Genomic DNA, 24,578 nt, shown 5'->3' with positions numbered 1-24,578 from the left:
TTACGGTGGGTTTGACGCACTATTCAGCCGATCCAGTGCATCATTCTCGTACGCTGCCCGCCACATCGTATGGACGGCACGCGTCACGAGTGACACCTCGGTCACGTCGATACAGGACGGTTCGGCGTCCGTCGTCGCGGCCTCAGGCGGCCGGTGGAAATGAATCTCGGGGGAGTGTGTGTTCGGGTGGCGATCGAAGCGCCAGTTGACGTCGTCGCTATCGACGTAGTGGAATGAATACATCCCCAGTTCGCTCCACTGGATATCGAGCCGAGCGCTCTCGGCGTCTCCCAACCCATCGCTGAGACTGATCTGCAGTTCCGTGGGGGCGACGACGTCATCGTACCCCGCTGCATCGACGAGCGGCTCGAGGTCGAGCCAGAGATCACGAATCCGCTGGAGGGCCGTCAGATAGATCGGTCCGAACTCGCCGGCCCGGTCGTCGTCGCTCATACGGCGAGTTGGTGGCTGGCCTCGTCGTAGGCGAGTGCGGCTTGCGCGACGGCAAGATTCTGCCGCGTCGTGCGCCACGCCGTGAGGTCGTCCCAGCCCTCCGTCTCGCCGGCGTCGAGTTGCTGGGCGAGTTCTTCCGGCGATACCACGTCGTAGCGGTCCTCGTAGCGGCGGATTTCGGTCTTCATCTCCTTGATGCTGTCGAGCAACTCCGGCCGATCGACTTCCTCACGCAGCTCACGGATCCGGGACATCAACACCCGGTCGCTGTTGCGCTTGTACAGCGTTGCTTGCCCGTCCTGTTCCGTCTCGGCGAACCCGGTGTTCACGAGCGTTTTGCAGTGGCGGCGCGCCGTCGGCTCGCTCACGAGGGCGCGATCGGCGATCTCGGCGGCCGACTGCCCGTCGTGGGTCTGTTCGACGATTTCGTACACTCGCTCGAACGGCGTCGTCTCCTCTTTCCAGTCCGCTTTGACCCGCTCGTTGACGTCGTCCCACGTCTCGGTCATACTGGGTGCTACGCAGTCGAGAGACAAATAATTTCCTGAGAAAATTATCTGATAGTAGTAGTCGTGCAGGTGCGGTGTCAGGCTACCTGCTCCGCTACCGTCTCGTAATGTGCCCGGACAGTCGTTGGCGTGACGTTCCCGGCTTCGGCGACAGCACGCTGCGTCACCCACTGCCCCTGTTCCTGCCCCGCTTTGTAGAGACAGGCGGCGGGATGGACGCCGCTCGTCACGTCGACGTCCCCAGCCGCCTCGGCAAGTGCTCGCGCTCGACGTCGAATCCGCTCCGGACAGTCGAGGTCGGATGCCAGCCGCGGAATATACATCGTCGGCGTCGAGGGTTTGGCCGGAAGTCCCAGTTCCTCGTTGAGTGTCTTGTAGGCGTTCGTGACACGCGATTCCCCGACCTTTGCGACCCCCACGATGTCGTCGAGGAGCTGCGACCGGCCGTTACAGCGGTAGCGAGTCGAAAGCCCACCTCTTCAGGGGTGGGATGGAGTCGACAACTGACGAGCAAACCCCGGGTGTCGGCCGACCCGATATTCTTACGTTTTAACACTTTCCAGACTTATATTACAATTGTAACCGTGGTCGCGACGGCCGTCACCACGACGTTCCACAACCCATCTCGCGAGCGCCGTAGGGAGTGGCAACGCGCCACCCACCAGTACCGCGATACCAAGCAGTTCTGCATCGACGGGTGGGAGAACGGCGAGTTTGGGATGGCCGTGACCACGGCCAACATCGACAACCCGCTCTACTCGGCCATCCAGAATCAGGCCATCCGCGAAGCCAAGTCCGACTACAAGAAGGACGGCATCGTGGAATACCACGCCAGCCAGCCGTTCGCGGTCAACAACCAAAACTGGGAGATTGACCGCACCGAGAACGGATCCGTCGTCGTCGGCTTCCCCTGTATTTCCGGCTGGTGGTACACCCCCATCGACGTGTACGACGGCATAGCCGACGACGTACACCGGCTCATAGCCGGTGACGCCGACAAGTCCCGGTTGCAGGTGTACCGCCGGGGAGATGACTGGTTCTGTACGTTCACCGTCGAGTACGACGCCGAGACGGGGGAGGAGACGGCAATCGGCGTGGACATCGGCCACAACCACCTGCTGGCGGCAGACGCCGAGACGGGCGAGTCGATGCTGGTGTCCGGTCGTGAGGCAAAATACGTCCGGCGCAAATATCGTTCCCTGCGCGAGTCGCTTCAGCAGGCGGGTGCGCTTCGCGCACGCAACCGCGTGGGTAACAAAGAGCAGTGCCGGATTCGTGACCTCAACCACAACGCCTCCCGTCGCCTCATCGACTGGTCACAACAGTTCGAGAGTCCCGTACTGAAAATCGAGGACTTGGACGGTATCAGAGAAGGTAGTGACTGGCGCGGCGTCCACTCGTGGCACTTCCGCCAGTTGCAGGAGTTCATCGTCTACAAGGCAGAGCAGGCCGGGATTCGCGTCGAGAAAGTTGACCCGTTCGAGACGAGTCAACGCTGTTCGGCCTGCGGTGCCGAAGGCTCGCGTGACGTTGACCACTTCGTGTGCTCTGAGTGTGATCGTGGCCGCCACGCCGACCTGAACGCCGCTGAGAACATCCGTCAACGGGAGGGTGAACCATGCACGGCCTAACAGTTCGGCTGAGGCGAACCGTGCGGCCTCGTGGACTGAATACTCCACCGGCTGCTTCGCAGCCGCCCGGCGTGACCGGGGAGGAAGGCCGCTTTGACCCGGCTGTACGCGCTGGAAAGCACGTCCGAGGTGGTAACCGGACGGCGACCGCTGACGCGGGACGCGAAAGCGTACCTCGCCGCCGAGGAAACGCGCAACCTGAATATCCCCTTCGGGGAATCCTAGCCCTTTAGAGGTGGGAGGAGGTCAAATCGGCAGGTTCCGTAGATGCTCGCTGCACCGATAGACTCGATGGATCTGCCACGGAGCAGATCCTCGTTCTGAGCACTCCGGTAGAGCTGGCAGGCCTGGTCGCGAAGCGTGTCGGAGAGGTCGAGTGCGCTCGCGAGACGTCGCACCTCGCCGAGTCCGTGGGCGAGGTTCTGTTCGGCCTTCGACCGCCACCGGCCACGGGTCTGTTCACGTCGCATCCGGGCCAGCCGCCGGCGCTTCTGTGCGGAGAGCTCGTTCCCGTTTGCGTCGGTTCCACGCCCGATCTCGGTCGAGAGCCCTCGGTCGAGAGCCCTCGGTCGTGACGGGCTGCTGTCAGCGGAGCGCCCGTCCGTTCCCGCTCGTCCTCATCGTACGCCCGCCACTCCGGCCCGTGATCGAGCCGTTGCTCTTCGATGACGAGGCCACAGTCCTCGCAGACGGTTTCTTTGACGTTCGTGGTGACGTGACCGTCGCACTCGGGGCACTGGTTCCCGCTTGACTCCGTTTGGATGTCTTCGTCGAAGCCAGTCTCGTAGATGTCTCTCGTTGCCATTGTTCTCACCGATTTCAGGAACTCACCAGTACGGCGAACCCCTCACCCATTGGGGGGAAAATAGACGCTACGGGTACGAACCGCGGTTCAACTTGATTGATACTCAGGCGATAGTGCTTGACTCACTCTTGTGTCCCCGTCTCCAACGTAGTGCAATCTACCTGAACCCGTTCCAAGCGCTCACGGGCCAGTTCATTTCAGGACACCGACGGCAGCCGCTGTTCGTCGTTAGAGTGAACGGCCGCCGGCTGACCCACCGAGAGCATAAGGCGCTGCTCGCCGGCGTTGAGGCCGTAGCCGGGTCGTTTGCCGATCACGAAACCCTACCGGCCACCATATCGAAGTACTACCATGGTGACATCCGCGAAATCCGTGTCGACATCGCGACTGCGACGCCGCTGCCCCGAGGATGTAGGCCGGTTTAACGAGAAATAGCCTTATATTCCCCTACCTTCAACAATCTCTTCGGGAAATTGTGTTTGATTTCGGGCAGCAAAGTACCACCATTCAGGTACAAGCGCGCCATCACACATCGGGTTGGGTCTAAAACACCAAGGTGGAAATGTAGGAAGCCGTTTTACCGCGTTGAGTGTGCCGTTCGGCCATGCAGAATCAAACTCCTCAACGTGTTCGTGAATCAGCATACAGAGGACACCAGTAAAATCGAGTGGCGCCGTTGGAATTCGGGGATGATTTGGAACCGAATTGGTCACCTGAGACTGATTAGTGATATCGTAGTCTTCGGCCAATATACCGAGTTCGATTGAGGATGGTTCGTATTGTGTGTGGAAAATTGGATGCCGCTCCTTTGTATCCATCTCGAAATCGTAGTGGAATGCACTCAGCACCTTCGCTGGTTGTCTGTTACTCTCAGATTGATACTCAATATCTGCGCGACCTCGTTCATCCACCTTTAGATACGTTACAGCAGTCGCGGATGATTCAATCACCGGGAACCGACGGCCATCGAACTCAACACCTGTTATCGTCAAATCCGGCTTGAAACAGATATCAATCGGACCCGCCGATTGTCCAGCTTCGAAGCCGACACCCTTGATTTTGAACACAGAATCGCTTTTGACAGTCACGGTGTCATCAGGTGGGTGTGAAATATCGAGATCGTCATCACTTCCCTTGATTTCTAAACCACCAATTCCTACTAATAGGTTCCAGAGAAAAATATACGATTCTCGGATGTTGCCATATGCCTCACTATCTAAACCATATATTTCGGCGGCATCCGGGATGGACATCGTCACATCATGACCCATGGCTTGAGCTGGTCGTAGTCCTCTTCACTCACTCGCGATCGCGTCGCTCCTTTCGGGATCCACCCGTCGGGGGAGACAGAGTGTTCCTCACAAACCGGTCTTTCCTTGATTATACAGTAGTACCGAGCTGGACCACAACTGTTCGCAAGTTCGCTGTGACACTCTGCCTCGCCGATCGGAGGTACCTCAAACCGTTCAAACAGCTCAGGCCCAATCGGCCCCTTCGATTCGTCTTCACGCTTCTCTTGGATAGAGATATTGTCGATACTTGGTGTCCACCACCAGTTCTCTAATCCAGCGAAAGGACCGGTATAGGCTGCATCAGTGAATGGTTGTTTATATTCGTCGTTTCCACAGAATTGTTCGTGGTCGACATTGAGATAGGCAGCCAGCGCTACCTCGTTCAGCAATGCCCCCGGAAACTCTAGCAGTTCGTTGAGAATCCAATAGCCTTGGTTAGTAGTGGCTCGCTTGATGATATCGTCTTGGGAGAGGTCTGCTTGTCCGCTTTTGATTACTCCCGGATTCCCCCAGGAGTACTGATCGAGTTTTCCACGAACGCTGAATGGTGCATCCAACAACTCTGGAATTGCTCGTGTGTCACTGTCTTCGAAGACCGTATGTAGCGTCTCCCTAATCTCGTTGAATCCGTCAGCAATATACGCAGACTGAGCACCGATTTCTTCCCAAGTCAGATCTGGTTCAAGCTTGATTTTGTTTTCGTCGTAGTCCTCCACCTTCTCAATATCAGACTCTCCTGTATTCGTTGCATGATATAGACATATTGGAAGGTGGTTGTTCTCACAGTAGGTGATAACATTATCACGCGACACCGCACCTGTTCCTTGTGTGAGGTCCCAATCTAGAACGGTCAATATCGGTGTCCCGTACCCCTCCATTATTTCTTCGACTGCTTGTCTTGGATTAGAGCCGAGTTCTTGATTGATGTCTGCCCGGTGTACCTCCAAGTCGCTCGACAATGTCTCCCGCAACGCTGAAACGACGATTTCGAAATTATCTGTTTGATCCTCGAATATCACTATGTTATCAGTAAATGCGGTCATCGTGGGAAGCGTACCTCAAAGGCGGTTTCGTATCCATCTGGCGCGTCGACGAGCGACACGCCCCCATCAATTTCATTGACAACCTTCCGAACAATGTACAGCCCTAGACCATGCCCGACGCCCATCGGTCCCTCAACTTCTGATGTCGAGTACCACGGTTCAAACATTCGCGTTTGTTCTTCCTCTGAGATTCCGGGACCATTGTCAATTACCCGTACCTTATGCCACTCTTCAGTGTTCTCTGCCTCGAACCGAATCTTACGGCCACCATCACTGACAGGAGTCTCCACAACCGCTTTCATCGCATTACTGTAGAGGTTGGCGAGTACCCCCGTGTACATTCCCACGTTTAACTCCGGTGTCTTGATGTCTCTTGAGATGTCGTTAATTGGTTCGATATGGCGACTCTCGGTATAGTTCTTGAATGTATCAATGAGTTGTGCTACTTGGGCATACGATTTGAATGAACTCAGCTCCTGACTCTCAAGCTGGTTCATCACCATCTGTGCATAACTTTGGTAGGCACGGAAATCTTCCAAAGCTTGTTCAGTAGTCTGGATCGCTTCTTGGAACGATTGGCTACGTTGCTCCTCTGGGACATCTTCCCACCGATCAATCATTTGCTCGGCTGAGTCGACAATAAGCGATGTTTCGTGACTCATAAATGCCGAGAAGACGCCCAAAACGTTCATCGATTCGACAGCCTCACGCGCTTCTTGCTCTGCCTCTTGCTTTTCTTCGATATTCTTTTCGGCCTCGTCGAGCTGATCTAAGAGGTTTGTCTCCGTTTCTCCCGAGATGTCGTCAGAGTCCTTTACGTAGCTTTTAGCACTCGATACTGAGGCTTTCGCATCTTCGGTTGTTTCCTCAACTTTCTCTTCTTTCTCTTCTTGCTCTTGCTTGCGCTGTTCAAGCACGTCGATGATGCCGAGTATTTCGAGACTTCCACGAACAATATCCACCAACTGATCATACGCCTCGTTTTCTACGAACCCTTGGCGGTTCATGCCGGGGACGAGGCGGTCATCTGGAACTGCCCCTACTCGCTCCCCGGGGCGATATGTAGTGACATGAACCGCTCCCAAAACCTGGATTTTTCTCGGGAGCATTAGCATAGCATCGTTCTCAGTGACCTCACGCTCCCCCTCTGGAAAGAGCGACTCTGTAATTGAGGATGCCCAATTCCGCGATCGTCGGGCTTGAGACTCAGATAGACCCAACCAATCGTTTCCTTTGTCACCATATGGGGGCATTCTGAAGTTGCCGTCAATCACTCTGACACCCCCGTTTTCAGTCAGCCAACTTCTAGCATCTCGACCATCGAAAGTCTCCATTCCAGCCAATACGCCTTTCCTGTTAGGAATAAACCGGATCTCCCCGTTCAGTTCACCAACTAAATTTTCCCCGTACTTACCCTCCTCTGCAAGATCGTACTGATATTCACGTTCATCAGCGTCTTCATACTCGTATCGATAAATCAGCGTGTTTCCTTCTGTTGCAATATCTACTTTTGCGACGTAACGCTCGTAGATTTCTCTAGCGATGCTCTTTGCCGGCGACCCCTCACCGGGCGGTGCAAAGTAGACACTGAAGCCGGGGTCTTCGTCGTCTGTACCCTCAATCGCTGCTGGATCGGGTTCATACGGGGCAGAAACAATATCAAGAACCTCGCTTGAGACATCCTCAAGACTCTCCGCTGACCACTCGTCTCGTAACTCGGAGATTCGCAGTCTCGTCCCCTCTTCCTCTGGCCTTGCATCCCGAGAAATCTGATACTCCACTTCCATCTCGCGGAGTCCGGCGCCGCTTTCAAATTCCTTCCAATCGAAATCAGCAGTCAACCGTAGATATTCTCCACTTTCGGGATCTTTAGCTACTGTGTCGAGTTCGAGATACAACCCAAGATTACGGACTGCGAAACGTCCTACACCTTTCGACCCCTGAACCTCACGATTATATCGCTTTGAGGTTGGGTTCTCCCCTCGGTTTGAGGTGGCAATCGTCATCCAGAAATCGTCGAACTCGCGTTCAGTCATTCCGTGGCCATCATCGTCGACGATGAGCGTGTTACCATCGTCCTCAAGCCAGATATTACACCGCGTTGCGTCGGCGTCGTAGGCGTTCTTGATCAATTCAGCAAGTGCGACTTGCTCTGTCGCAATAAGCCGCTCCCCGAGCTCTGAGAGAATTTGGCTGTCACTAGTGAACGTAGTCGACCCCTCATCTACAATGAGCTCTTCCTGCGACACAATTTATAATATATAGCCCACTAAGACATAAAAATCCCAGTGGGTGAAGAATTAACAAGCAATAGCGGCTCGATTGATTCTGCTACTCTGGTTCGGTTCCAAGATCAAGTACGTCTCGAACAGTCTCGTTTAGCATGTCTGTTGTCGAGTCAATGTCTTCACCCCCTGCTCTAATCGCGTCCCGCAGTGCCCGATATACCGTTGCCAGCCGTTCAATATCAGTATTCGGCAAATCTCTTGTGTCGATGACCGGTACATCTTTCAATTCGTTGGGCTCAATTTTGTGGAGTCCGCGAGAGTATTTGCGACCACTTCGTTTTGTAATCTCATCGGCGACACTACTGTTTAGATACGCGAGCAGTGCATCTATTTCATCATCCTCAAATCCGGGCAGCAAGATGTTGTGGAGGTTGTTTAGCGTCCGAATAGAGGCTCGATTGCGGATGAACCGGAATCCATCTTTGCTCATGTAGGTCGCAATAATGTCAGGTGGATCTCGCTCGTCAACGGCGTACCAAGGGTTGCGATTAGACGCCAGGTAGCTCTCGTCGGCACCCACCTCGCGGCCGTATTGATGGTATGCCTCCAGCGCATCGTCATCCACTGTTTCGATGGCCTCTCCATCTTCGTAACAGTAGAGGAGCCATACTTCGTCACCGCGGTCCCGCCAGGCCTCCCAATTAGCTGTCGTAATTTCGAGCTCATTGAAGCCGGCAGTCCGCCGCAAAATCTTTGCGAGGTGCTCTTCGTTTAGTCCCCATTCTTCGACTTCGGCTTGAGTAAGACAAAAGTAATCGTTCTTTCCGGTTGCGATTCCACGTTTGATTGTGGCGAGTTCACTAAACTGGGTTAGTCCTGAGACAGCGTCAATTTCTGCGTGATCTACGTACCTCCGCCAATTTTGATCCGGGTCCAGTCCTCCTTGACGAATTTGGTTGACGAATCCAAAGTTGGTCTCGCCAAGCTTCCCATTTTCAATAGCCTCAATCAGCTCCGCAGAATTGTCGGGCCACTCATCGACGCGGACAAACGCTGTATTTTGATCGGTATTCGTTGAGCCTTTCTCCAATAGTGTTATACAGGGGGTGACATCGGTTCCTTCGAATACCGCCTCCTCGAGCTCTAAGAAGAGGAAGGCTCGAATCGCGAATCGGTCTAAGAGGAAGTTCCGAAGATCTTCGCCATAGACCGTGTCAAAAAAGCGTGAGGAAGTAATGAACGCTAATCGTCCGCCATCAGATAAGAACTGCGCCGAGTGGACAAAGAAGTATGCGAATAGTGGAGCCTGCCCCCACATCGACACTCCAGCCTCAGCATCGACGATATTATTATATTGGTTCCGCTTCTCTTCGAGTGCAGCGCTTCGAGAGTAAGGCGGGTTAGAAACAATCGCATCAACTGTTGGCACTACTATCGTATTCTGGCCGTCGATTCGAACGTTGCTCCCCTCAACGAGCGTATTCATAAAGTCGTGATGGCGGAAGTTGGGGGAGCCACCCCCGTTCTCCAACTTCAGCCCCGTTGATGCCATGACAATTGCGAGTTCGCTAATATCAACACCCCACATTTCCTCGACACGACTCTTTTCAGATGCAGCTGTTTTGACATCGTACATCTGCGCGGTTAGAACACCCGCTCCGATACCAGGGTCGAGGACAACATCGTCGCCGGAGGTGATCGCCCACTCAGCCATAAATCGTCCAACAAATGGTGGTGTACGGAACTGCCCGCATTTTCGACGAACTGGTTGTTCAACGATGGCCTCAAATATTTCACCGATACCATCAGTAGGCGTCTGATGTTCCTCTATAACAGATCTGGCTTCTAGGAGCGGCTCAAAGAGGTCTTGATTGGATTCGTCGACGAGCGTATCAAGAGGATTTTCACGAAACGCCTCGTCGCCAGTTTCTTTCCAGGCTTCAGTGAATTTAGCCCCAATATTGGCGTCTTTGGAGAGCACTTGCAGTGTGGCTCCCTCTTTACGGTAAGCCCGATACAGCGTTGCTTTCAGGAGAAAATTGAATGCTGCCAAATTGCAGACCGTTTTCTCTGGGTTAGACGCGGCATCCAGCCCGAAATCCACCATCCAAGTTCTGAGATTCTTGGATATCGCCGTTTCTGATTCGATTCGTTCAGCAACCGCATTACCAACATCCTCAATTAGGGTAACGAGAGTGCGCTGATGGCTCATAGTTTATTATCCTCCAGACGGTCACGGCCAGCCTCAGTGATGGAGTAGTAGGCTCGGCGCGCATCATCCCCAACTATTTCTTCGATCTGTCCGTCCTCGCGGAGCCGGTTTGTGTTGACTCGCTTTACCAAACCCTGATCCAATAGATCCGACAGGGCGTTCTGGACCGTTCGATACCCGAATGTAATGTCCTCGTGGCGTTTGAGTCCGGCATAAATCGCGGTCGGAGGGAGCGCCATATCGTGCGTGGCGAGAAAGGCCAGTACCTTGTCGCGACGCTCCGAGGAAGGCATACTTTCGCCAATTAGCGCAGATTTCATATAATTAACGGAATGATCGGGCATCCGCACCCTTATTCTCAATCCGTACGTCAGAGCGAAAGGCGTAAACGAAGTTACTACAGGAACACTAGTAACCTGCATATGAAGCGTGTGGGTAGTTTAAATATCCACAAGCTCGCGCAGCCGCCACAGCGTGGACAGCGTGTTTGTAGAGAAACTTGAAATCCGTTGAAGTGACAACACCTGAGGCGCCTGTTTATCGCTAACTGACCGAAACCAAACTGGCGAATTGGCAGAAACGAAAGTACTCTATGTTTTCGACCCACATCAGTATCTCTGAATCCGCTCTTGGAGTCTGACTTTCCCACAGACGGGTCACTCCCACAGGGGTGTCGGCGGCAGGTCGTCCTAACCCTCCAGCGCGGCGTCTAACTGTGATTCCACGATCGGGGAGTCGGTTCCTGCGGCGGGCTTCGCGGAGGTGAATGCGAAGCCGCTCTCGGGCCGTGAGAGTACGTCCTTCGGACATTGGTGCTCGGGGACACGGTCTGGTGTGCCCTCCGCCCCTTCAGGGGACAAATAAACGGACTCCGTCGCGACAGCGGCCTTGCCTCTCGGTGTACCACTCCTGAAAGCTGTGACCCCGGTTGTGGCTGCCGGCCGACCGCAGGGAGGCCGGGAGCGGAGGGTGGGGCGGTGGGGCTTGGGCTGGTCCGGCACTCATCAAAAAAGAAGGGGGCGTTGCCCCTACTCTTCCCACCAGCGGTCGTCGCGATCTGGGAAGACGATCATACTGTCGTAGGTGACTGCGAGAGAGCACCGGCCTTGGTACCAGTTCTTTTTGAGATGCCGCATCCGCACCCGTTCACCTTCCTGGACGAAGGCGGGCTCGCTGGCCTTCCACGACGTCCACTTGATTTTGTCCGTGTCATCGGCTATCAAGCCGACCTGGGCTATGGCTGGGTCGGAGGGATCCCAGAGGGTTTCGATGGTTCCCTCAATGCTCACCTCGTCGGTCGGCACGTCCGGGACGTCCTCGATCGGGCAGATGGCGCCGGGGGCGGCCTTGAGTGCGTCCATCGTGTCGAACACTGCTTTGGTGATGTCCTGCCCCTTGGCGACCCGCTTTGCGAGCGCCCGCGAGACGGCCGCCCGACTGTGACCGGTGCGAAGCCGCTGTGCCATCCGGTCTGCTTCCTGATTCACTTTCGCCAGCTCCATCCGGGAGAGGCGTTCGCGCGGATCCGTCCGCTCGGGGGTGCGTTCCTCCCGCTTGCGCTGCCGCCGTTCGGTGACGACCTCGCGAGTCCGCTTCGCCCGGCCCTCCTGGGTGCCCAGTTCCGCCTGGGCGCTGATGTGGGCCAGTTCGGCTTCCCGGGCGCGAATCTTCTCTTCCTGGGCGAGGGGCAGGTGCGAGAAGTCCTGGACGATGCCGTCGGGGTGGTTGGAATCCACCTTCGCCTGCGTTTCCTGCTGGACCGTCGCCCGGAACTCCGGCTGGTCGTCGACGACCTCGAAGCCGTCCTCGTCGACGCCGGCGTCTTCGGTTCGTTCGAATGCCTGTTCATCGACCGTAACGACCTTGCGACTCGAGTTGTTACTAGACATTGGATCTCACTGATCCGAAGGCGCTCGCGCGCCGCCACCGCGATGCCCCTAACATCGCGGTTTTCCGACGACGTCGACGTCCGATAGCACCGACTGCGCGCTCTCGCTCGCGCCTTCGCGAGCGCCCTACCGGGCGCGAGCGAGAGCGCGCCCGAGTGCGGCGACCCCAACCAGCACCGCGCGCCGACCCGCCCGGAGCAAGCGGCCAGCGGAGAAAGCGTGGGGGGTGAGCAGCCACGCCGCGCAACCCCCCGCGCTTTCCCGCTGGCGTCGAGGGCACATTCATTTTAGCCCGGAACGGCGACCGAGCGCACGCGAGGGAGCCGCACGCCCGGAATGGTCGGTCGCGAGCGACGCGGAGGGCGGCAGCGGCGAGCGGGGCGGGCCGTGACGTACACACCTGTCCAGCCGGCTGCGACACTCGGCGATCCAGCTACCGTCCTGGCGGACTTAGAAAGGGCGAGGCCGCCTCGGTCGTCCCCCGACCCCGCAAGCACCGCAGGCACGAGGAGCGCAGCGGTGGTCGCGGGACGTCGAGCGGCCGAGGGCTTTCGGGTGTCGTCGCCGGCGCTGGGTATTCGGCGTCGCCACTCGGTGGCCGGTTACTCGTCGAGACGGTGGAGCAATTGCGTGACGTAGGGACTATTCTCCCAGCTCCGATGCGGGCTAATCGTCGTGATCAGCGTCCGCGCCTCTTCGGGGCTCAGATGTCCGTTCCGGGCGTATTCGACGATGAGCCGCGGCGTCGGGACGATCCGCGGCCCCTGCAGCACGGCGTGGATGAGTGGGAAGTTCGTCCCGCCGAACTCGTCGGTGAGAAACCCATCGACCCCGAGCGCGTTCGCAAGGACGATCCCGTCGGTTTCGCCGTCGTCGAGCCCGAACGTCGGTCGGGAGTCCGGTGTATCCTCACGCTTGTAGGGGTCGTCAACCGTGTAGTGGCTACGGGCCGCGAGGACGTTGTTCGCAGCCGCGGCGTGGATGTCTTGATACTGCGTGATGTCACCGAGTTCCGCGACCACTTCTGGTGGTACGAATACGTCACACGACGTGAGCAGATACTGGAAAGGGTCCGGAGTGTTAGTGTCGACGGCCGCGTCAGCGCGGGGAACCGCGAGACTGACGAGCGCACTAGTGTCGGCGACGACCGTACGCAGTCGCCGGCCGCTCATCGCTCGTCGTCGGCTGCGGTCTCGACCGCCGTCGCGTCGCCATCGTAGACGTCCACGTCGTCGGGAGCAGCGAGATCGAGTGGCTCGTCCTCGAGATCCGTTTTGAGAAGCCGGAGGCGCTGGGCAGTCTCAGCGCCGACCAACTGCTTGACCGTCTCGAACTCAAGCTGGCCGTCGTAGTACTTCGTCGCGACGAGTTCCTGAAACGTCTCGCTGTCGGCCGTCTCTTCGATGTACTCGCGAATCGCCTCGACGAGCAGATCCGTTCGATCCGTGTCGAAGAGCTCCGCGATCGCATCCAGCCGGTCGACTAGATACTCCGGCGACTGAAAATGGACCCGTCGTGGATCGTCGCTTGCGCTCATTCTATGTGCAAGTTCCACACATACATTGATAACCGTTTCGACTCATGTGCAAAGATTGCACAGATAGATCAGACTGGAAAGGGCAAGCAGTGGCACTTGAGAATTTCTTCAGTGCTCGTTGTCTAGCTCGCCGGCCAGCACGCCGCCCTCTTCAACTTCGGAGAGACAGAAAAACACGGGTTTGTGTTTCTGTGAACCGAATTCCTCGGTCAGCGCCGGGATACTAAATCTTCGGCCGTCAGCGGGGGACACCTTGGCCGAATTCGCGAGCAATCACGTAAGTTAGCGCCGTCTCGAAGCCGTCGTCGTCGTGCCAGTCGAGGTAGGTATCGATGAGGATGATTGCTTTGCACCTGTCGATCAGATGGGTTCACATCAACGTAATCGGTGGACGAATCGAGGCGACTGGTTCTTCGAGAAGGGCTTGTACAACGGTATCGGTCTCCGGTATCTATCTCTTCTCGAATGTTTCGATCAGAGCGGTAAAATCGACGTGATCACCGAGTTTATTTTCATAACCCTCTCTCAGAGCTGACTCGACAGAGTCCTCTTGTCCTGGGTCAAATGCCCCGACAGCATCTTGGAGCCTATTAATGCTAGTCGCCAACGTAGCCCGCTCTTCCGGGAATTCTCGCTGGAGAAATCCATGAAAGCGCCCAATGTAGTGGAGCCCATCTTTTGCTGCCTCATCCAGTTCGGAAGGATCACGCCTCGTATCAGCATAAATTTGCTCGACGAGACGCTCGTATGTAGACGCTGGATCCAGAAAGAGGTCAAACGGAGGTACTACATCCGACATGGGTGGTTCGTCTACCGCTTCGAACTCCAGATCCTTGATATCTGAAATGCGAATTGAAGGCCCTAATCGCTCTGTCTCGAGGCTTTGTCGAATCCGATCCTGTTCAGGGAACACCCGGCTTGCCGTTATCCCCAAATACGGATCCTCGAACACGAGGCAAGGGTGCTGTTTAAACCGAATTCGATCCCCAACAAATTGATTCAGGAACTCAGGATGCATCTCTAGGAAAGTGCCTTCTTGGCGGACGGTACGTGGAATTCCAGCTGGGACGACCGGTCGAAACCCAGCGTCACTCGAAAGCTCCTGGTCAAGCCAGTCGAGATTGAAGTGGTAGACGACTCCTGTCTCCCCGCACGACTTTTTCTCAGAATATGTCCCGAACAGGAGGGCTGTAAACGGATTTGACGTCACATCGAGGAGCCAGGTCCTGACGTCCGGGGCGTCATCAGAGAGCTCCCACCGGTAATGCTGGGCGATTGCGACCAAGTCTGCATCCGTATAAGTCTCGGATGGGAGGTCATGATTCTCTTTGAGGCGATCGATAAATCGTCGAAGAGTGTGGAGTCGTTCCTCGATCAGTTCTCTATCCGATGGTTCGGGATCAAGATAATCGACTCCGTGGTAGAGAGACGGACGCAGTGCTCGGCCATCCAGCCGTTCGCCCCGATAGTAGTCGTTGATATCTTCGGACTTGTGATGTGAAGTTGCGATGGATAGCCCCGCGTGATAGGCATCCTCGAAGACATTCGGCCTATCGTACCGGATACCCTCCGAAATCAACTCGTTAATCTCGACGGCCCGCTGAACGTCCTTGTCACTCACATTATCTAATGCACCCGATTCAGTAAGGCCAATTCGCTTTTTCCCGGGCTTCGGCTTCGTAATGATCTCGTGGAGCGCCCATCGCTCAGTATGATCGTATATTCGATCCCAGCGACGCTCGTGAACCCGATAGATGTAATATCGCCACTCCCATTTGGTGTGACATTCCCTTTGTGAGATTGATGGGGAGAGCAATGAATTCTTGTCCATATTCACGTCTGTTCGAAGAGTAGTCTCAATTAAGTAACGGATACCGGCCTAGAATGAGAGATGACCCTGTCCGGTAGTGTTAGAAGTCAGAGTGAGTCCGGGTGGTCGTGATAGATCCACTACTGAATGGTATGGCCGATACAGATCGAATGGGTGACCCATTCGTCCTGTCCCCCGGTGTGCGCCTCGCCAGTCACGGTACCGGGCGGGGCGTCGCAGAAGGCACAGCCAGTGAGCGTTTGCTGCATCACTCGTTCTCCTCGCCGGCGTCGCGTGCGGCCGTCCAGCCACGGTGGAAGATGGCCAGCTGCGTCGTCGAATCGAACGCGACGCCGCTGGACTCCCACCAGTAGGAGGCACTTCACTAGGCTTGACTCCGCCCGACGTGAGCCATTCCTCGTCTATCATCTCCACAAAGCAAGATGATTCGGATGGGCCGGCTCCCGCTACGACTCAATAAGTTGCTTCTGGGGAAGGTACTCTATGATCTCTTCTGCCGTCCGGCTGATCCGTCCAAGCCGTTCACGAACGATCTCGGGATCGTCCGACTCCCACGCAGCCAGGTAGAACGCCGACCCACTGGTGTCGAGTCCACAGTACCGCCCGACGACGTACGCGACGGCTTCGGCCTCGATCTCTCGTTTCGATCGCTCGGTGTCGTCGTCGACGTCGAAGTGGAGTAGGGCGTGGGCGTACTCGTGAATCAACGTCCCTGCAACACCCGTCTGATTCGGTCGATCGAGAACCTCGACGAGCGGCTGCGCGTCGTAGAGAGACATTTTCTCACAGACGCCTTTCGCATCACCGTGAGACCACTCCGTTTCAGGAACAATTCGTACGGTGACGCCCAGTTCTGTAGCGGCGTCGAGTAGCGCTGGAACGAGGTCGTCGGCGTCGCCTGTCGCGGCCGTTTCCAACGTTGGAAGTGGCTCGCCCTCCGTCTGAGAGACGTCAAATACGGACGCAGGCCGGAACCCGACGAGACCTTTCGACCATTCGTCGGCTGGCGTCTCATCGTAGTCACACTCGATGTTTGCGTGGTAACTTGGTGCGTTCCCACATTCGGGACATTGTTTCGCGATGATCGGTGCCCAGATCCAGATCGCCTGTTCGCCTTCCTGGACGTGCCGATCGAACTCTTCTTGCCACGATCGATATCCCGCTACTCGAGTTGCCTCGGGACACTGCTGTTTGATGAGGAGCGTGTTCCGGTAGGAGTAGTCGTGAAACCGACTCTGGACGTCGAGCCACTCTTGGAACTCCTCGCTAGCCTGCGCGTCGTCGATGCCGGCGACGAGGTCGTCGATCCATGATTCGATCGTGCTGTGCATCTCGCTCTTTCGGGTGTCAGTCTCGTCGAACGAAACTGACGAATCACTAGTTGTAGCCATTGGAACACCACGACGCTTCTCGTCATCTCGAGGAGCGCCGCGCCCATCAGGCGCACAAAAAATTCTCCGTCGCCGCGCTCCCGGATTATCTCTTCGAGGAGTCAGAGACGTGAGCACATGCTGTATGCTTGAGCACATCGTCCGATTTCGATATGCACACCGATACTTCATGATCCCTCGTCTGAGGAGCCTATACCGTAACGTGGGCTGACTCGAACTCGGACACTTGTTCGCGGACCGTTTCATTCTCCACCGCGATCTTCTGTGGGTCGTCGACGTCGTTCGTGCGCAGACGGTCGGCCGGATCGACGATATCGACCGTCGTGTTGGTCAGCAGTGGCGATTCCGTGGGTGCATCCGTAGAGCCGTCACTGCTGCGATACCGTCCGTAGAGAGGGCAAACAACGCGACGACCGCCCGTCAGGGTGTTCAATAGTAGAATCTAGATTAAGATAAAGACTGATTCACGCTTGCGGTCCGTAACGGACCGATCTACAGACTTGGCACGTCCAGATCGGAGGACCATCCCACTCCGTTACAACTGACGTTTCATTCATGTCTACCCTATGCTCGGTTGTCTTCTCACAGCCTCGACACTCGAGAAATTCGCGTGTTGGGATATCGATGTACGAATTGGCTGAGTCCGTGGATTCGCGATCCCTCTCGAGAGCCAGGACTGGGACGAGCCACACATCGTCGTCGACGTCACGCAGTAGATCGATTACAGACTGCTCTGTACGCATACCGCTGCCGGTTTCGTCGTAGAGATGCGTCTCGAGTGCCCGACCGTCGATCGCCTCTGACTGTTCGAACGAGCGACTCCGGAATTGCGCCATCTCGAGGAGTTCTTGTCCGCCGGATGTCGAAACGGGAGCCGCCGGCGGCAGGCTGGGCCAGCGTCTGGTGAGTTGGGGTGAGAGGTCTTCGCGGAGATCGTAGATGAGCGTGCAGTCGTCGACGGTTGGTTCAGCGTGGTTCGAGGCGAGCAGACTGGCCGCTGCCCCGCCCTTCGCGATGGCGCCGAGAAACGATCTGGACTCTACGAGCATGTGGACAACGCCGACGAGGCTCCACGTCGTCGACGGCGTCTCCGTGTCCGCTGCATCCTCCTCGAGGTGTTCTGTGAGACAGAGACGACACTTCTTCTGTCTCGGTGGAATCGGTATTCCACAGGATCGGCATTTACTTCGAGTATCGCTCGCAGGGTCGGGATACCCGTATGGATCGTCCATCTCGTCTCCATACCGTCGATCGGCATCGGTGAGTCGATCGAGTTGATGGTCGGGTACCTGGCTGGCCTCCCCGAGGGGACGGAGATCCTCGTAGTCTGAGTGTCGGTGAGTCATTGGTTCGAACAGGGATCCCTTCGTTTCCGTATATAAACGTTCGTCAGCGAGTACAAGCCGGTGACTCGTGTGATGGAGGGTCCTACTCCGGGAGTTCCTTCTGACAGGTTCGGAAGCACTCCCAACAAGGAAAGTCGTTGTCGACGTCCTCACAGTCACACTGATGGGCTTTTGTCTCGTCGATGCGATCGGAACGGAAATAGCTCCGATGGGTTACGACTCCACCGTCGGCGACAAGTCCCATCTGCATCGCGACGTCGAGGATGCACGGGCGAATCGCAATGGCGACCCGATGCTTGCAGGGTCCGTCGTACATGGTGTCCGCGGGACACTCACAATGAGTCGGGATGCCGTCGACGACCGTGACTCGGTACTCGTGCTCGGACGGGTTTGCGTGGCTCTCGTTGCGAACTAGGACATCGCCGTCGAGGAGCGAGAACACGAACGCCTCATACTGGGCACGTTTCAGGATACGGTTCGATGGGTCGAGTTCCTCGAGAGGTGTACGAGTCATGTGGTGAATGCGACGTGATTCAGCGCGCCGCACCCTTCAGGCGCGAAAAAATTCTGTGGCGGCGATCGATTTGGGGATTATCGTTCCGGCTTCCATCAGTAGACAAACGCACGTTGTGGATAGTACGACAATCCGGTCGCCGGTACATCTATCCGGGTGTACTGCTTCACGTGCCGTAAGATGGATCGCCGCCGCTTCAGCATCTTTGCGATCGTCGTCCTCGTCTTCCTGGCTGGCTGTGGAGGCATCGTCAGTGATGCAACACCAACGCCTGACCAACCTACCGAGGGCACTCAAACCACCACTGAGCCCACTCCACCGCCATCGTCGCCAGATGAGCCGAATGAGTCGAACGGAACGACACCAGCAAGCCCGAACGGAACGCTAGCTGTCCACTTCATCAATGTCGGGCAGGGGTCAAGCACACTGATCGTCGGTCCAACCGGAGAGACGATCCTCATCGATTCCGGGGATTGGTCGGATGACGGCGAGGACGTTCTCGCGTATCTTGAACGGCATGACGTCGATCGAATCGACCATCTCGTGACGACCCATGCCGATGCCGACCACATTGGTGGTCACGCAGCGATCATCGAATACTACGAGACACAAGCAGATGGAATCGGTGCGGTATACGATCCGGGAATCACGTCCAGTTCACAGACGTACGATCGGTATTTGGACGCCATCGAGGAACACGACGTCACGCTGTATGAAATCCGTGCCGGCGATCAGATCCTGATCGACAACGTCGATGCACAGGTGCTCGCACCGCCGGAGGGATACATTGCGAATGACGATCGAAACGAGAACAGCATCGTCATCAAGTTGGACTTCGGGCAATCGAGTTTCCTGCTTCCGGGAGATGGAGAGTCCGAAAGCGAGGAGTACCTCGTTAACGAGTATGGATCGTCGCTGAATGCGACCGTGTTGAGCGCCGGCCATCACGGGAGTCAGTCGAGCTCGAGTGCGGAGTTTCTCGACACGACGTCTCCACGTGTCACCGTTATCTCTAGCGCATACGACTCCCAATATGGCCACCCACACGAGGAAGTCCTCCAGCGGCTCGACCAACGGTCCATCCGTACCTACTGGACTGGAACCCATGGGAACGTCCGGCTGGTGAGTAACGGATCGGCGATCACGGTCTCGACCCAGCAGGAGGGACCAACAACTGCGAGTGACCTTCGCGACGGGGCTGCGATCGACCCTGGAGCCGACGCCGAACTGGAAACTCGAACCGTTATTACTGCAACCGGGACGGCGACAGCACTCCCAGATAGTGGATCGTCGACTCCTGAAACTCGAACACCGACGTCGACGGACGAATCTACCACAACTCCAAGTGCGGATCCAGACCATGGCTTGTCGATCGTCGAGATACACGAGGATGCCGAGGGCAACGACCACGAAAATCTGAATGACGAGTACATCGTGTTCGAGAACACTGGCGACCAGACGATCGATCTGGGTGGTTGGACAGTGAGCGACGATGCAGGCTACACCTACACGTTCGCGGATGGATACTCACTCGAGGCGGATGCCGACGTGACCCTACACACTGGGAGTGGGACGGATTCGGACGATCAGTTGTACTGGGGACGTGACAGGGCCGTATGGAACAACGGTGGAGATACAGTAATTGTGCGGGACGAGGAGGGCGACGTCGTCCTCGAGGAGGTATACGAATGATTGAAGACGGAACGTACATCGCGGTCGTCGATCGGTTTGAGGACGATACAGCGGTTCTGCTACTCGAACAGGACGGGGACACCGTGGACGAGCTGCTCCTTCCGAAAACGCAGCTGCCAGAGGGCGGAACGCACGTCGACGCCGTAGTGACTGTCACGATCGCCGATGGAACGGTAAACGACATCACGTACGAACCCGACGAAACGGCGGCGCGATCGACGCGTGCACAACGCCGGTTCGACGATCTCTCTGAGCGACCTCCATCGAGGGAGGACGAGTCGGACTAAAGGGCAATTTCGGGTTTAACCAACACCCGCGGGGTTCGGGACTGTGTGTTGGTTAAAGCACAGATAGGAGGCTTTGTTGAAAGCCTCATCAGTTGATATGGTTCTACACTCCAATCACTCAGTCTAGGTGAATCGCGGATCGCACTATCCGTCGAATCACCCACGATCTGTCAAGAGTACCGTGCGAGATGCAGAACGTGAAGTCTCCGTTCTCTGTGGAAGGTCATATGACTCATGAGCCACCGGTTGTGTTCAGATAAGTTGATTCCATTCGAAGACGAACGGTTGGAGCCAATTTTCGGCGATGCTTGCTTCGGTGTGGCTGAAACAGTTTGAGAACTGGTTGGTTCGCTGTTTTAGTTCTCTGAAGATACGTTCGACACTGTTCTGATCACCGTGTATTTCGTATCTGTAATCAAGATCGTGTCGGTGAAGTGCTGCTTGCAGCCATGGTGCAGAATCGACGAGATGTTCCTCGCGGAATTCGGCGAGAAACATCTCAGTAATCGCATAATTTCTCGTCGTAAAGAGCTGGACGTGCAGCAAGCGGTTTGTGTCGGGAACGACCGCTGCATCCAGCCAGAACCGTTCGTTATTCAGCTGGGTCACGGTTTCGTCAACCGCGACGTGATCCGGATCGGCACCATCAATCGGCTGTAAATCGACCTTCTGTACCCAGTTGTGAACAGTCGAGCGACAGCGATCGACACCCAACCTATCGAGAATAGTAATGGTATCCGAAAGTGATATTTCTGCCAAATGGAGTCGGATACCGAGCTTCGTCGCGGGCTCGGGTGTCCCCTCTCGCTCCACAAAATCTAACTCGATGCAATCGATACCTCCGTTGAGGCGTGCGATTTCGAACATAGAGCACTCAAAGATCGCACCGCCTCACTCTTCATCCTTATCTGAACACTGCCACTGTGTTGGGTTGTGTAGCTTACATCTTGAGTATATCCGGTAGCGTTAGTTCGGTGTCGATCCCGATCGCTTCGGCTGTGAATGTTGGGAATTCGCCGGTAGTGGAGAGCACCTCGATACCGTCTTTGGTTGCGAGGATGGTGTCCTCGGTCTTGACACCCTTGACGGTCGGATTCCAACCATATGTCATCGGTAGTTCGACGGGCGCATCGTGGCCCGGAGTTGCTATCCACTCTCGTGACGCGTAACCGAGCGCGCCCCCTTGGTGGTGGTTCTGCCACTCGTTTCTGTAGCCGAGTTTATCGTACGCGACCTGGATCGTTTCGAACACGTCGCCGGCGCTGCCTCCATGGATACCTTCTCGCCATGTCGCAGCAGCCATGGTTGCTGCTACTCTACTGAGATCTTCGTATCGATCTTCGAGCCAGTAAGGTGCATCGTCAAACTCGACCGTCCGTGTGACTGCAGCGTTGAGCCCGTAGCGAGTACCGACGACAGTCAAGACGGCGTACCCGCCGACTTTGGTGTCCGTTGGGGTGAAGTGGCGGTACTGCTGGACGCGCTTTTCTCCGCCAACGAGAACAACGGGCGACTCGATCTTCCGTTGATGGAGGGCGTGTGAGAGCTGGGCCGCTAGGTCCACTTCCGTATCAGTCGGCGTGGCATCTAAAGCCACTTCTTCAACTGCTTCGGCCGTCTCTCGACAAACCGTTCGATATCGCTTGACGTCACTGTCGGTTAGCGGTTGAGTCAAGACTGATCGATCGACCCGGGACAAGTTTCCACACTCGAAATCAGCAGCTGCAGGTGTGGCCGTGTTCTCCGTAACCGCCTCTTCTAAGCTCCGCTCATGCCAGGGGTATTCAACGAGACGAACATTGTGGTCGATCTCCTCTTTGAGAAGCCGTTGTCCCTCTATATTTGTGGTGATGACTGTGATGTGCTCTCCGTCGTAGCCGGCGGCGGCGATACCTGTTGCGCCTTCACGTACGATTAGATTACTACCGCCGGTAAGCCAGGCGAACATAGGCGGCGTCGCGAACCATACTGTTTCAAGGTCATTCGTCGCGAGATACGAGTCTAACCGGTCCAGTTTAGTCTGTTCGATCATATATTTATTTTCTTATCGATATCCTCCTGTCTCTTCAAAGCTGATTGGGAATGATGTGATCATATGACGGCAATAGAGCACAAAAGGCTAGTGTGCTTAGTATCCTTTCATGCCGCCGCTGGTGAGACCTTCAACAAGATAGCTCTGGATAATCGCGAACAGTATAACGACGGGGAGCATTGTGATCGTTGCTGCCGTAAGGACTGCACCCCAGTCTACGGTATTCTGTGACTGAAAAAGCTGTAGAGCGAACGGAAGCGTACGTGTTCCTTGAGAACGTGAGATGATGGAGACAAACAGATAGTCGTTCCAAGAGACGATAAACGTATAAAATGCGGAAACGGCGATTCCCGGCAATGCGAGTGGAAGGATGATGTGGAACAACGTCTGAATATCTGAACAGCCATCCATTTTAGCTGCATCATCAAGTGCCGTTGGAATGTCGTCGAAATAGCCCTTCAATAGCCACGTGACGAAGGGAAGTGCGATAACGGTGTGTGCAATAATGATTCCAACGTATGTGTCAATAATATCTAAATTATACATAATAACGAAAAACGGTATCAGGATGAGGACTCGTGGAAGCATTTCCGTTCCCAGATAGCCGAGAATTAGACTCCTACGTCCCGGGTAGTCCATTCGACTGATGGAATAACTGGCGAACGTTCCTGCACCTACTGAGAGGATCGTCGTTCCGGTCGCCACGATAGTGGAATTTAAGAAATACGTTCGGAACTCCCCTCGAGTGATCACCTGTATCCAATGTTCCAAAGTGAATGATTCGATAGGAATCAAGATCAGCTGTTGACTTCTGATTACCTCGGAACCCTTGAACGTTGAAAGCACGAAGTATAGAATTGGGAGCAGTAGGATGCTGTAATATAGAGCTAACGCCGCGTAGATGATCACGCCGCGTTTTGGTCCGACTTCATCTCCGAGCCATCTGTCGAATTTGTTTACTAGGGTCATTATTCGCTAGTCTCCAGTTTAACGTAGACGACGGTAAATACGAACATGATCACGAGCATAACAGTCCCTACTGATGCCGCGTATCCCAACGCATACGATTGGAATGCTTCCTTATACACGTACGTTGGGAGTACCTCTGTGCTTTGGTATGGACCACCTCCAGTGGAGAGATAAACGAAATCGAAGTTATTGAATGTGAATATGACGTGAATCACGATCATTATCATTGATGTGTAAGAGATGTGTGGGAGCGTGATATATCGAAATTTCTGAAGTGTACTAGCACCGTCGATACTAGCAGCCTCATAGTAACTCTCTGGGATGGCTTGCATACTTGCCATGAGGGCGATGGCGAAGAATGGTGCATTTCGCCATACATGCATGAAGATTATGAGTCCGAATCCTGTCCCCGGTTGACCAAACCAGTAGGTGGTTGGGAGTCCAAACTGTTCGAAGATTACGTTAACAACTCCAAACGGATATTGAACTAGAAAATTAAATATTATAACGGTAACGATAATGGGAAGAACCCACGTAACCATCGTTACGCTCCTGAAGAATTTGATTCCTGGCACCTTCTGTTTTAGTACGAGTGCTAGTCCCAGCCCTGCTAGATATTCAAGTGAAACGGCAACGGAAGTCAGGATAACAGAATTTCGTAGCGATTGCCAGAATAATGGGTCGCCGTACATTTGGCTGTAGTTTTGGAGGCCGATCCAAACCGCGTCTTCGGGATTCAGAAACGATTTGGTGTAGAAACTCATCCAAATCGCCTCAAGTGTTGGATAGACCATTATTACTCCCAGCAGTACGGTCGCTGGAAGGACGAGTGCGTATCCCAACCACGTCTCTCGAAGAAATTCCAAAAACTGATCTTTGTATCCGGTCTCTTCAGGTTTTCCTGTTACAATGGACAT

The 24,578-nt window shown here is 55.4% G+C and carries 21 protein-coding genes and 4 pseudogenes; 3 read left to right on the top strand and 22 right to left on the bottom strand.

Annotation, left to right across the window (positions count from 1 at the left end; translation table 11 throughout):
- The 3 genes and pseudogenes from ACZ5YD_RS01365 to ACZ5YD_RS01355 form a co-directional block, all read right to left on the bottom strand.
- The gene (locus tag ACZ5YD_RS01365) at positions 1–453 is read right to left on the bottom strand and encodes a toxin-antitoxin system TumE family protein (protein WP_379739845.1); all 453 of its coding nucleotides are present in this window, start codon (positions 451–453) and stop codon (positions 1–3) included.
- Complete coding sequence (locus ACZ5YD_RS01360) at positions 450–962, bottom strand: winged helix-turn-helix domain-containing protein (RefSeq protein WP_379739848.1); 513 nt, start codon at positions 960–962, stop codon at positions 450–452. The genes ACZ5YD_RS01365 and ACZ5YD_RS01360 overlap by 4 nt, the downstream gene beginning before the upstream one ends.
- 77 nt (positions 963–1,039) lie before the next feature.
- Positions 1,040–1,417, bottom strand: a pseudogene (locus tag ACZ5YD_RS01355) (transcription initiation factor IIB family protein); the annotation flags it as partial.
- Between the two features lie 129 nt (positions 1,418–1,546).
- Here ACZ5YD_RS01355 and ACZ5YD_RS01350 point away from each other — a divergent pair.
- Positions 1,547–2,593, top strand: a complete 1,047-nt coding sequence (locus ACZ5YD_RS01350; RefSeq protein WP_379739851.1) for an RNA-guided endonuclease InsQ/TnpB family protein — start codon at positions 1,547–1,549, stop codon at positions 2,591–2,593.
- Between the two features lie 251 nt (positions 2,594–2,844).
- On the opposite strand, the pseudogene ACZ5YD_RS01345 reads toward ACZ5YD_RS01350, so the two are convergent.
- From ACZ5YD_RS01345 to ACZ5YD_RS01275, 15 genes and pseudogenes are all read right to left on the bottom strand, one after another.
- A pseudogene (locus tag ACZ5YD_RS01345) lies at positions 2,845–3,398 on the bottom strand (transcription initiation factor IIB); the annotation flags it as partial.
- A gap of 437 nt (positions 3,399–3,835) precedes the next feature.
- The gene (locus tag ACZ5YD_RS01340) at positions 3,836–4,669 is read right to left on the bottom strand and encodes a hypothetical protein (RefSeq protein WP_379739854.1); all 834 of its coding nucleotides are present in this window, start codon (positions 4,667–4,669) and stop codon (positions 3,836–3,838) included.
- On the bottom strand, positions 4,654–5,733 hold the full coding sequence (locus ACZ5YD_RS01335) for a hypothetical protein (RefSeq protein ID WP_379739857.1): 1,080 nt from the start codon (positions 5,731–5,733) through the stop codon (positions 4,654–4,656). Before ACZ5YD_RS01335 ends, ACZ5YD_RS01340 begins: the two co-directional genes overlap by 16 nt.
- Positions 5,730–7,982, bottom strand: coding sequence for a sensor histidine kinase (locus tag ACZ5YD_RS01330; protein WP_379739860.1), 2,253 nt, complete (start codon positions 7,980–7,982; stop codon positions 5,730–5,732). Before ACZ5YD_RS01330 ends, ACZ5YD_RS01335 begins: the two co-directional genes overlap by 4 nt.
- An 82-nt stretch (positions 7,983–8,064) precedes the next feature.
- On the bottom strand, positions 8,065–10,173 hold the full coding sequence (locus ACZ5YD_RS01325; RefSeq protein ID WP_379739864.1) for an N-6 DNA methylase: 2,109 nt from the start codon (positions 10,171–10,173) through the stop codon (positions 8,065–8,067).
- A complete protein-coding gene (locus ACZ5YD_RS01320; protein ID WP_379739867.1) occupies positions 10,170–10,466 on the bottom strand; it encodes a hypothetical protein in 297 nt (98 codons plus the stop codon). Before ACZ5YD_RS01320 ends, ACZ5YD_RS01325 begins: the two co-directional genes overlap by 4 nt.
- Before the next feature lie 735 nt (positions 10,467–11,201).
- Positions 11,202–12,062 (bottom strand): DNA-binding protein, encoded by an 861-nt coding sequence (locus ACZ5YD_RS01315; RefSeq protein WP_379739870.1) that lies wholly within the window; start codon positions 12,060–12,062, stop codon positions 11,202–11,204.
- Between the two features lie 602 nt (positions 12,063–12,664).
- Positions 12,665–13,234 carry a hypothetical protein gene (locus tag ACZ5YD_RS01310; RefSeq protein ID WP_379739873.1) on the bottom strand — a complete coding sequence of 190 codons (570 nt, stop codon included), beginning with the start codon at positions 13,232–13,234 and terminating at the stop codon, positions 12,665–12,667.
- The gene (locus ACZ5YD_RS01305) at positions 13,231–13,599 is read right to left on the bottom strand and encodes a hypothetical protein (protein ID WP_379739876.1); all 369 of its coding nucleotides are present in this window, start codon (positions 13,597–13,599) and stop codon (positions 13,231–13,233) included. Before ACZ5YD_RS01305 ends, ACZ5YD_RS01310 begins: the two co-directional genes overlap by 4 nt.
- A 451-nt stretch (positions 13,600–14,050) precedes the next feature.
- Positions 14,051–15,220 carry an FRG domain-containing protein gene (locus ACZ5YD_RS01300; protein WP_379739879.1) on the bottom strand — a complete coding sequence of 390 codons (1,170 nt, stop codon included), beginning with the start codon at positions 15,218–15,220 and terminating at the stop codon, positions 14,051–14,053.
- Between the two features lie 332 nt (positions 15,221–15,552).
- Positions 15,553–15,678 (bottom strand): annotated as a pseudogene (locus ACZ5YD_RS01295) (DUF7558 family protein); the annotation flags it as partial.
- Positions 15,678–15,773, bottom strand: a pseudogene (locus ACZ5YD_RS01290) (hypothetical protein); the annotation flags it as partial. The pseudogenes ACZ5YD_RS01290 and ACZ5YD_RS01295, both read right to left, overlap by 1 nt.
- Before the next feature lie 103 nt (positions 15,774–15,876).
- On the bottom strand, positions 15,877–16,821 hold the full coding sequence (locus ACZ5YD_RS01285) for an ImmA/IrrE family metallo-endopeptidase (protein WP_379739962.1): 945 nt from the start codon (positions 16,819–16,821) through the stop codon (positions 15,877–15,879).
- Positions 16,822–17,285: 464 nt separating this feature from the next.
- Entirely contained in the window at positions 17,286–18,167 is an 882-nt protein-coding gene (locus ACZ5YD_RS01280; RefSeq protein ID WP_464384444.1) for a biosurfactant protein 1, read from the bottom strand.
- Between the two features lie 82 nt (positions 18,168–18,249).
- Positions 18,250–18,681 (bottom strand): SWIM zinc finger family protein, encoded by a 432-nt coding sequence (locus ACZ5YD_RS01275; protein ID WP_379739885.1) that lies wholly within the window; start codon positions 18,679–18,681, stop codon positions 18,250–18,252.
- Between the two features lie 180 nt (positions 18,682–18,861).
- Here ACZ5YD_RS01275 and ACZ5YD_RS01270 point away from each other — a divergent pair, with 180 nt between their 5' ends.
- Positions 18,862–20,373, top strand: a complete 1,512-nt coding sequence (locus tag ACZ5YD_RS01270; RefSeq protein WP_379739888.1) for a lamin tail domain-containing protein — start codon at positions 18,862–18,864, stop codon at positions 20,371–20,373.
- On the top strand, positions 20,370–20,660 hold the full coding sequence (locus ACZ5YD_RS01265) for a DUF3006 domain-containing protein (RefSeq protein ID WP_379739891.1): 291 nt from the start codon (positions 20,370–20,372) through the stop codon (positions 20,658–20,660). Before ACZ5YD_RS01270 ends, ACZ5YD_RS01265 begins: the two co-directional genes overlap by 4 nt.
- A 252-nt stretch (positions 20,661–20,912) precedes the next feature.
- Here ACZ5YD_RS01265 and ACZ5YD_RS01260 read toward each other — a convergent pair whose 3' ends face one another.
- The 4 genes from ACZ5YD_RS01260 to ACZ5YD_RS01245 all read right to left on the bottom strand — a co-directional run bounded on the left by ACZ5YD_RS01260 (position 20,913) and on the right by ACZ5YD_RS01245 (position 24,578).
- Positions 20,913–21,527 carry an IS6 family transposase gene (locus tag ACZ5YD_RS01260; protein ID WP_379739894.1) on the bottom strand — a complete coding sequence of 205 codons (615 nt, stop codon included), beginning with the start codon at positions 21,525–21,527 and terminating at the stop codon, positions 20,913–20,915.
- Positions 21,528–21,600: 73 nt separating this feature from the next.
- Entirely contained in the window at positions 21,601–22,692 is a 1,092-nt protein-coding gene (locus tag ACZ5YD_RS01255; protein WP_379739897.1) for a M24 family metallopeptidase, read from the bottom strand.
- Positions 22,693–22,788: 96 nt separating this feature from the next.
- Positions 22,789–23,661 carry a carbohydrate ABC transporter permease gene (locus ACZ5YD_RS01250; RefSeq protein ID WP_379739900.1) on the bottom strand — a complete coding sequence of 291 codons (873 nt, stop codon included), beginning with the start codon at positions 23,659–23,661 and terminating at the stop codon, positions 22,789–22,791.
- Complete coding sequence (locus tag ACZ5YD_RS01245) at positions 23,661–24,578, bottom strand: carbohydrate ABC transporter permease (RefSeq protein ID WP_379739903.1); 918 nt, start codon at positions 24,576–24,578, stop codon at positions 23,661–23,663. The genes ACZ5YD_RS01250 and ACZ5YD_RS01245 overlap by 1 nt, the downstream gene beginning before the upstream one ends.

The organism is Halopenitus salinus, from assembly GCF_055397165.1.
Note: the sequence above shows the minus strand (reverse complement) of the source record. Positions and strands in the feature narration are given on the sequence as shown.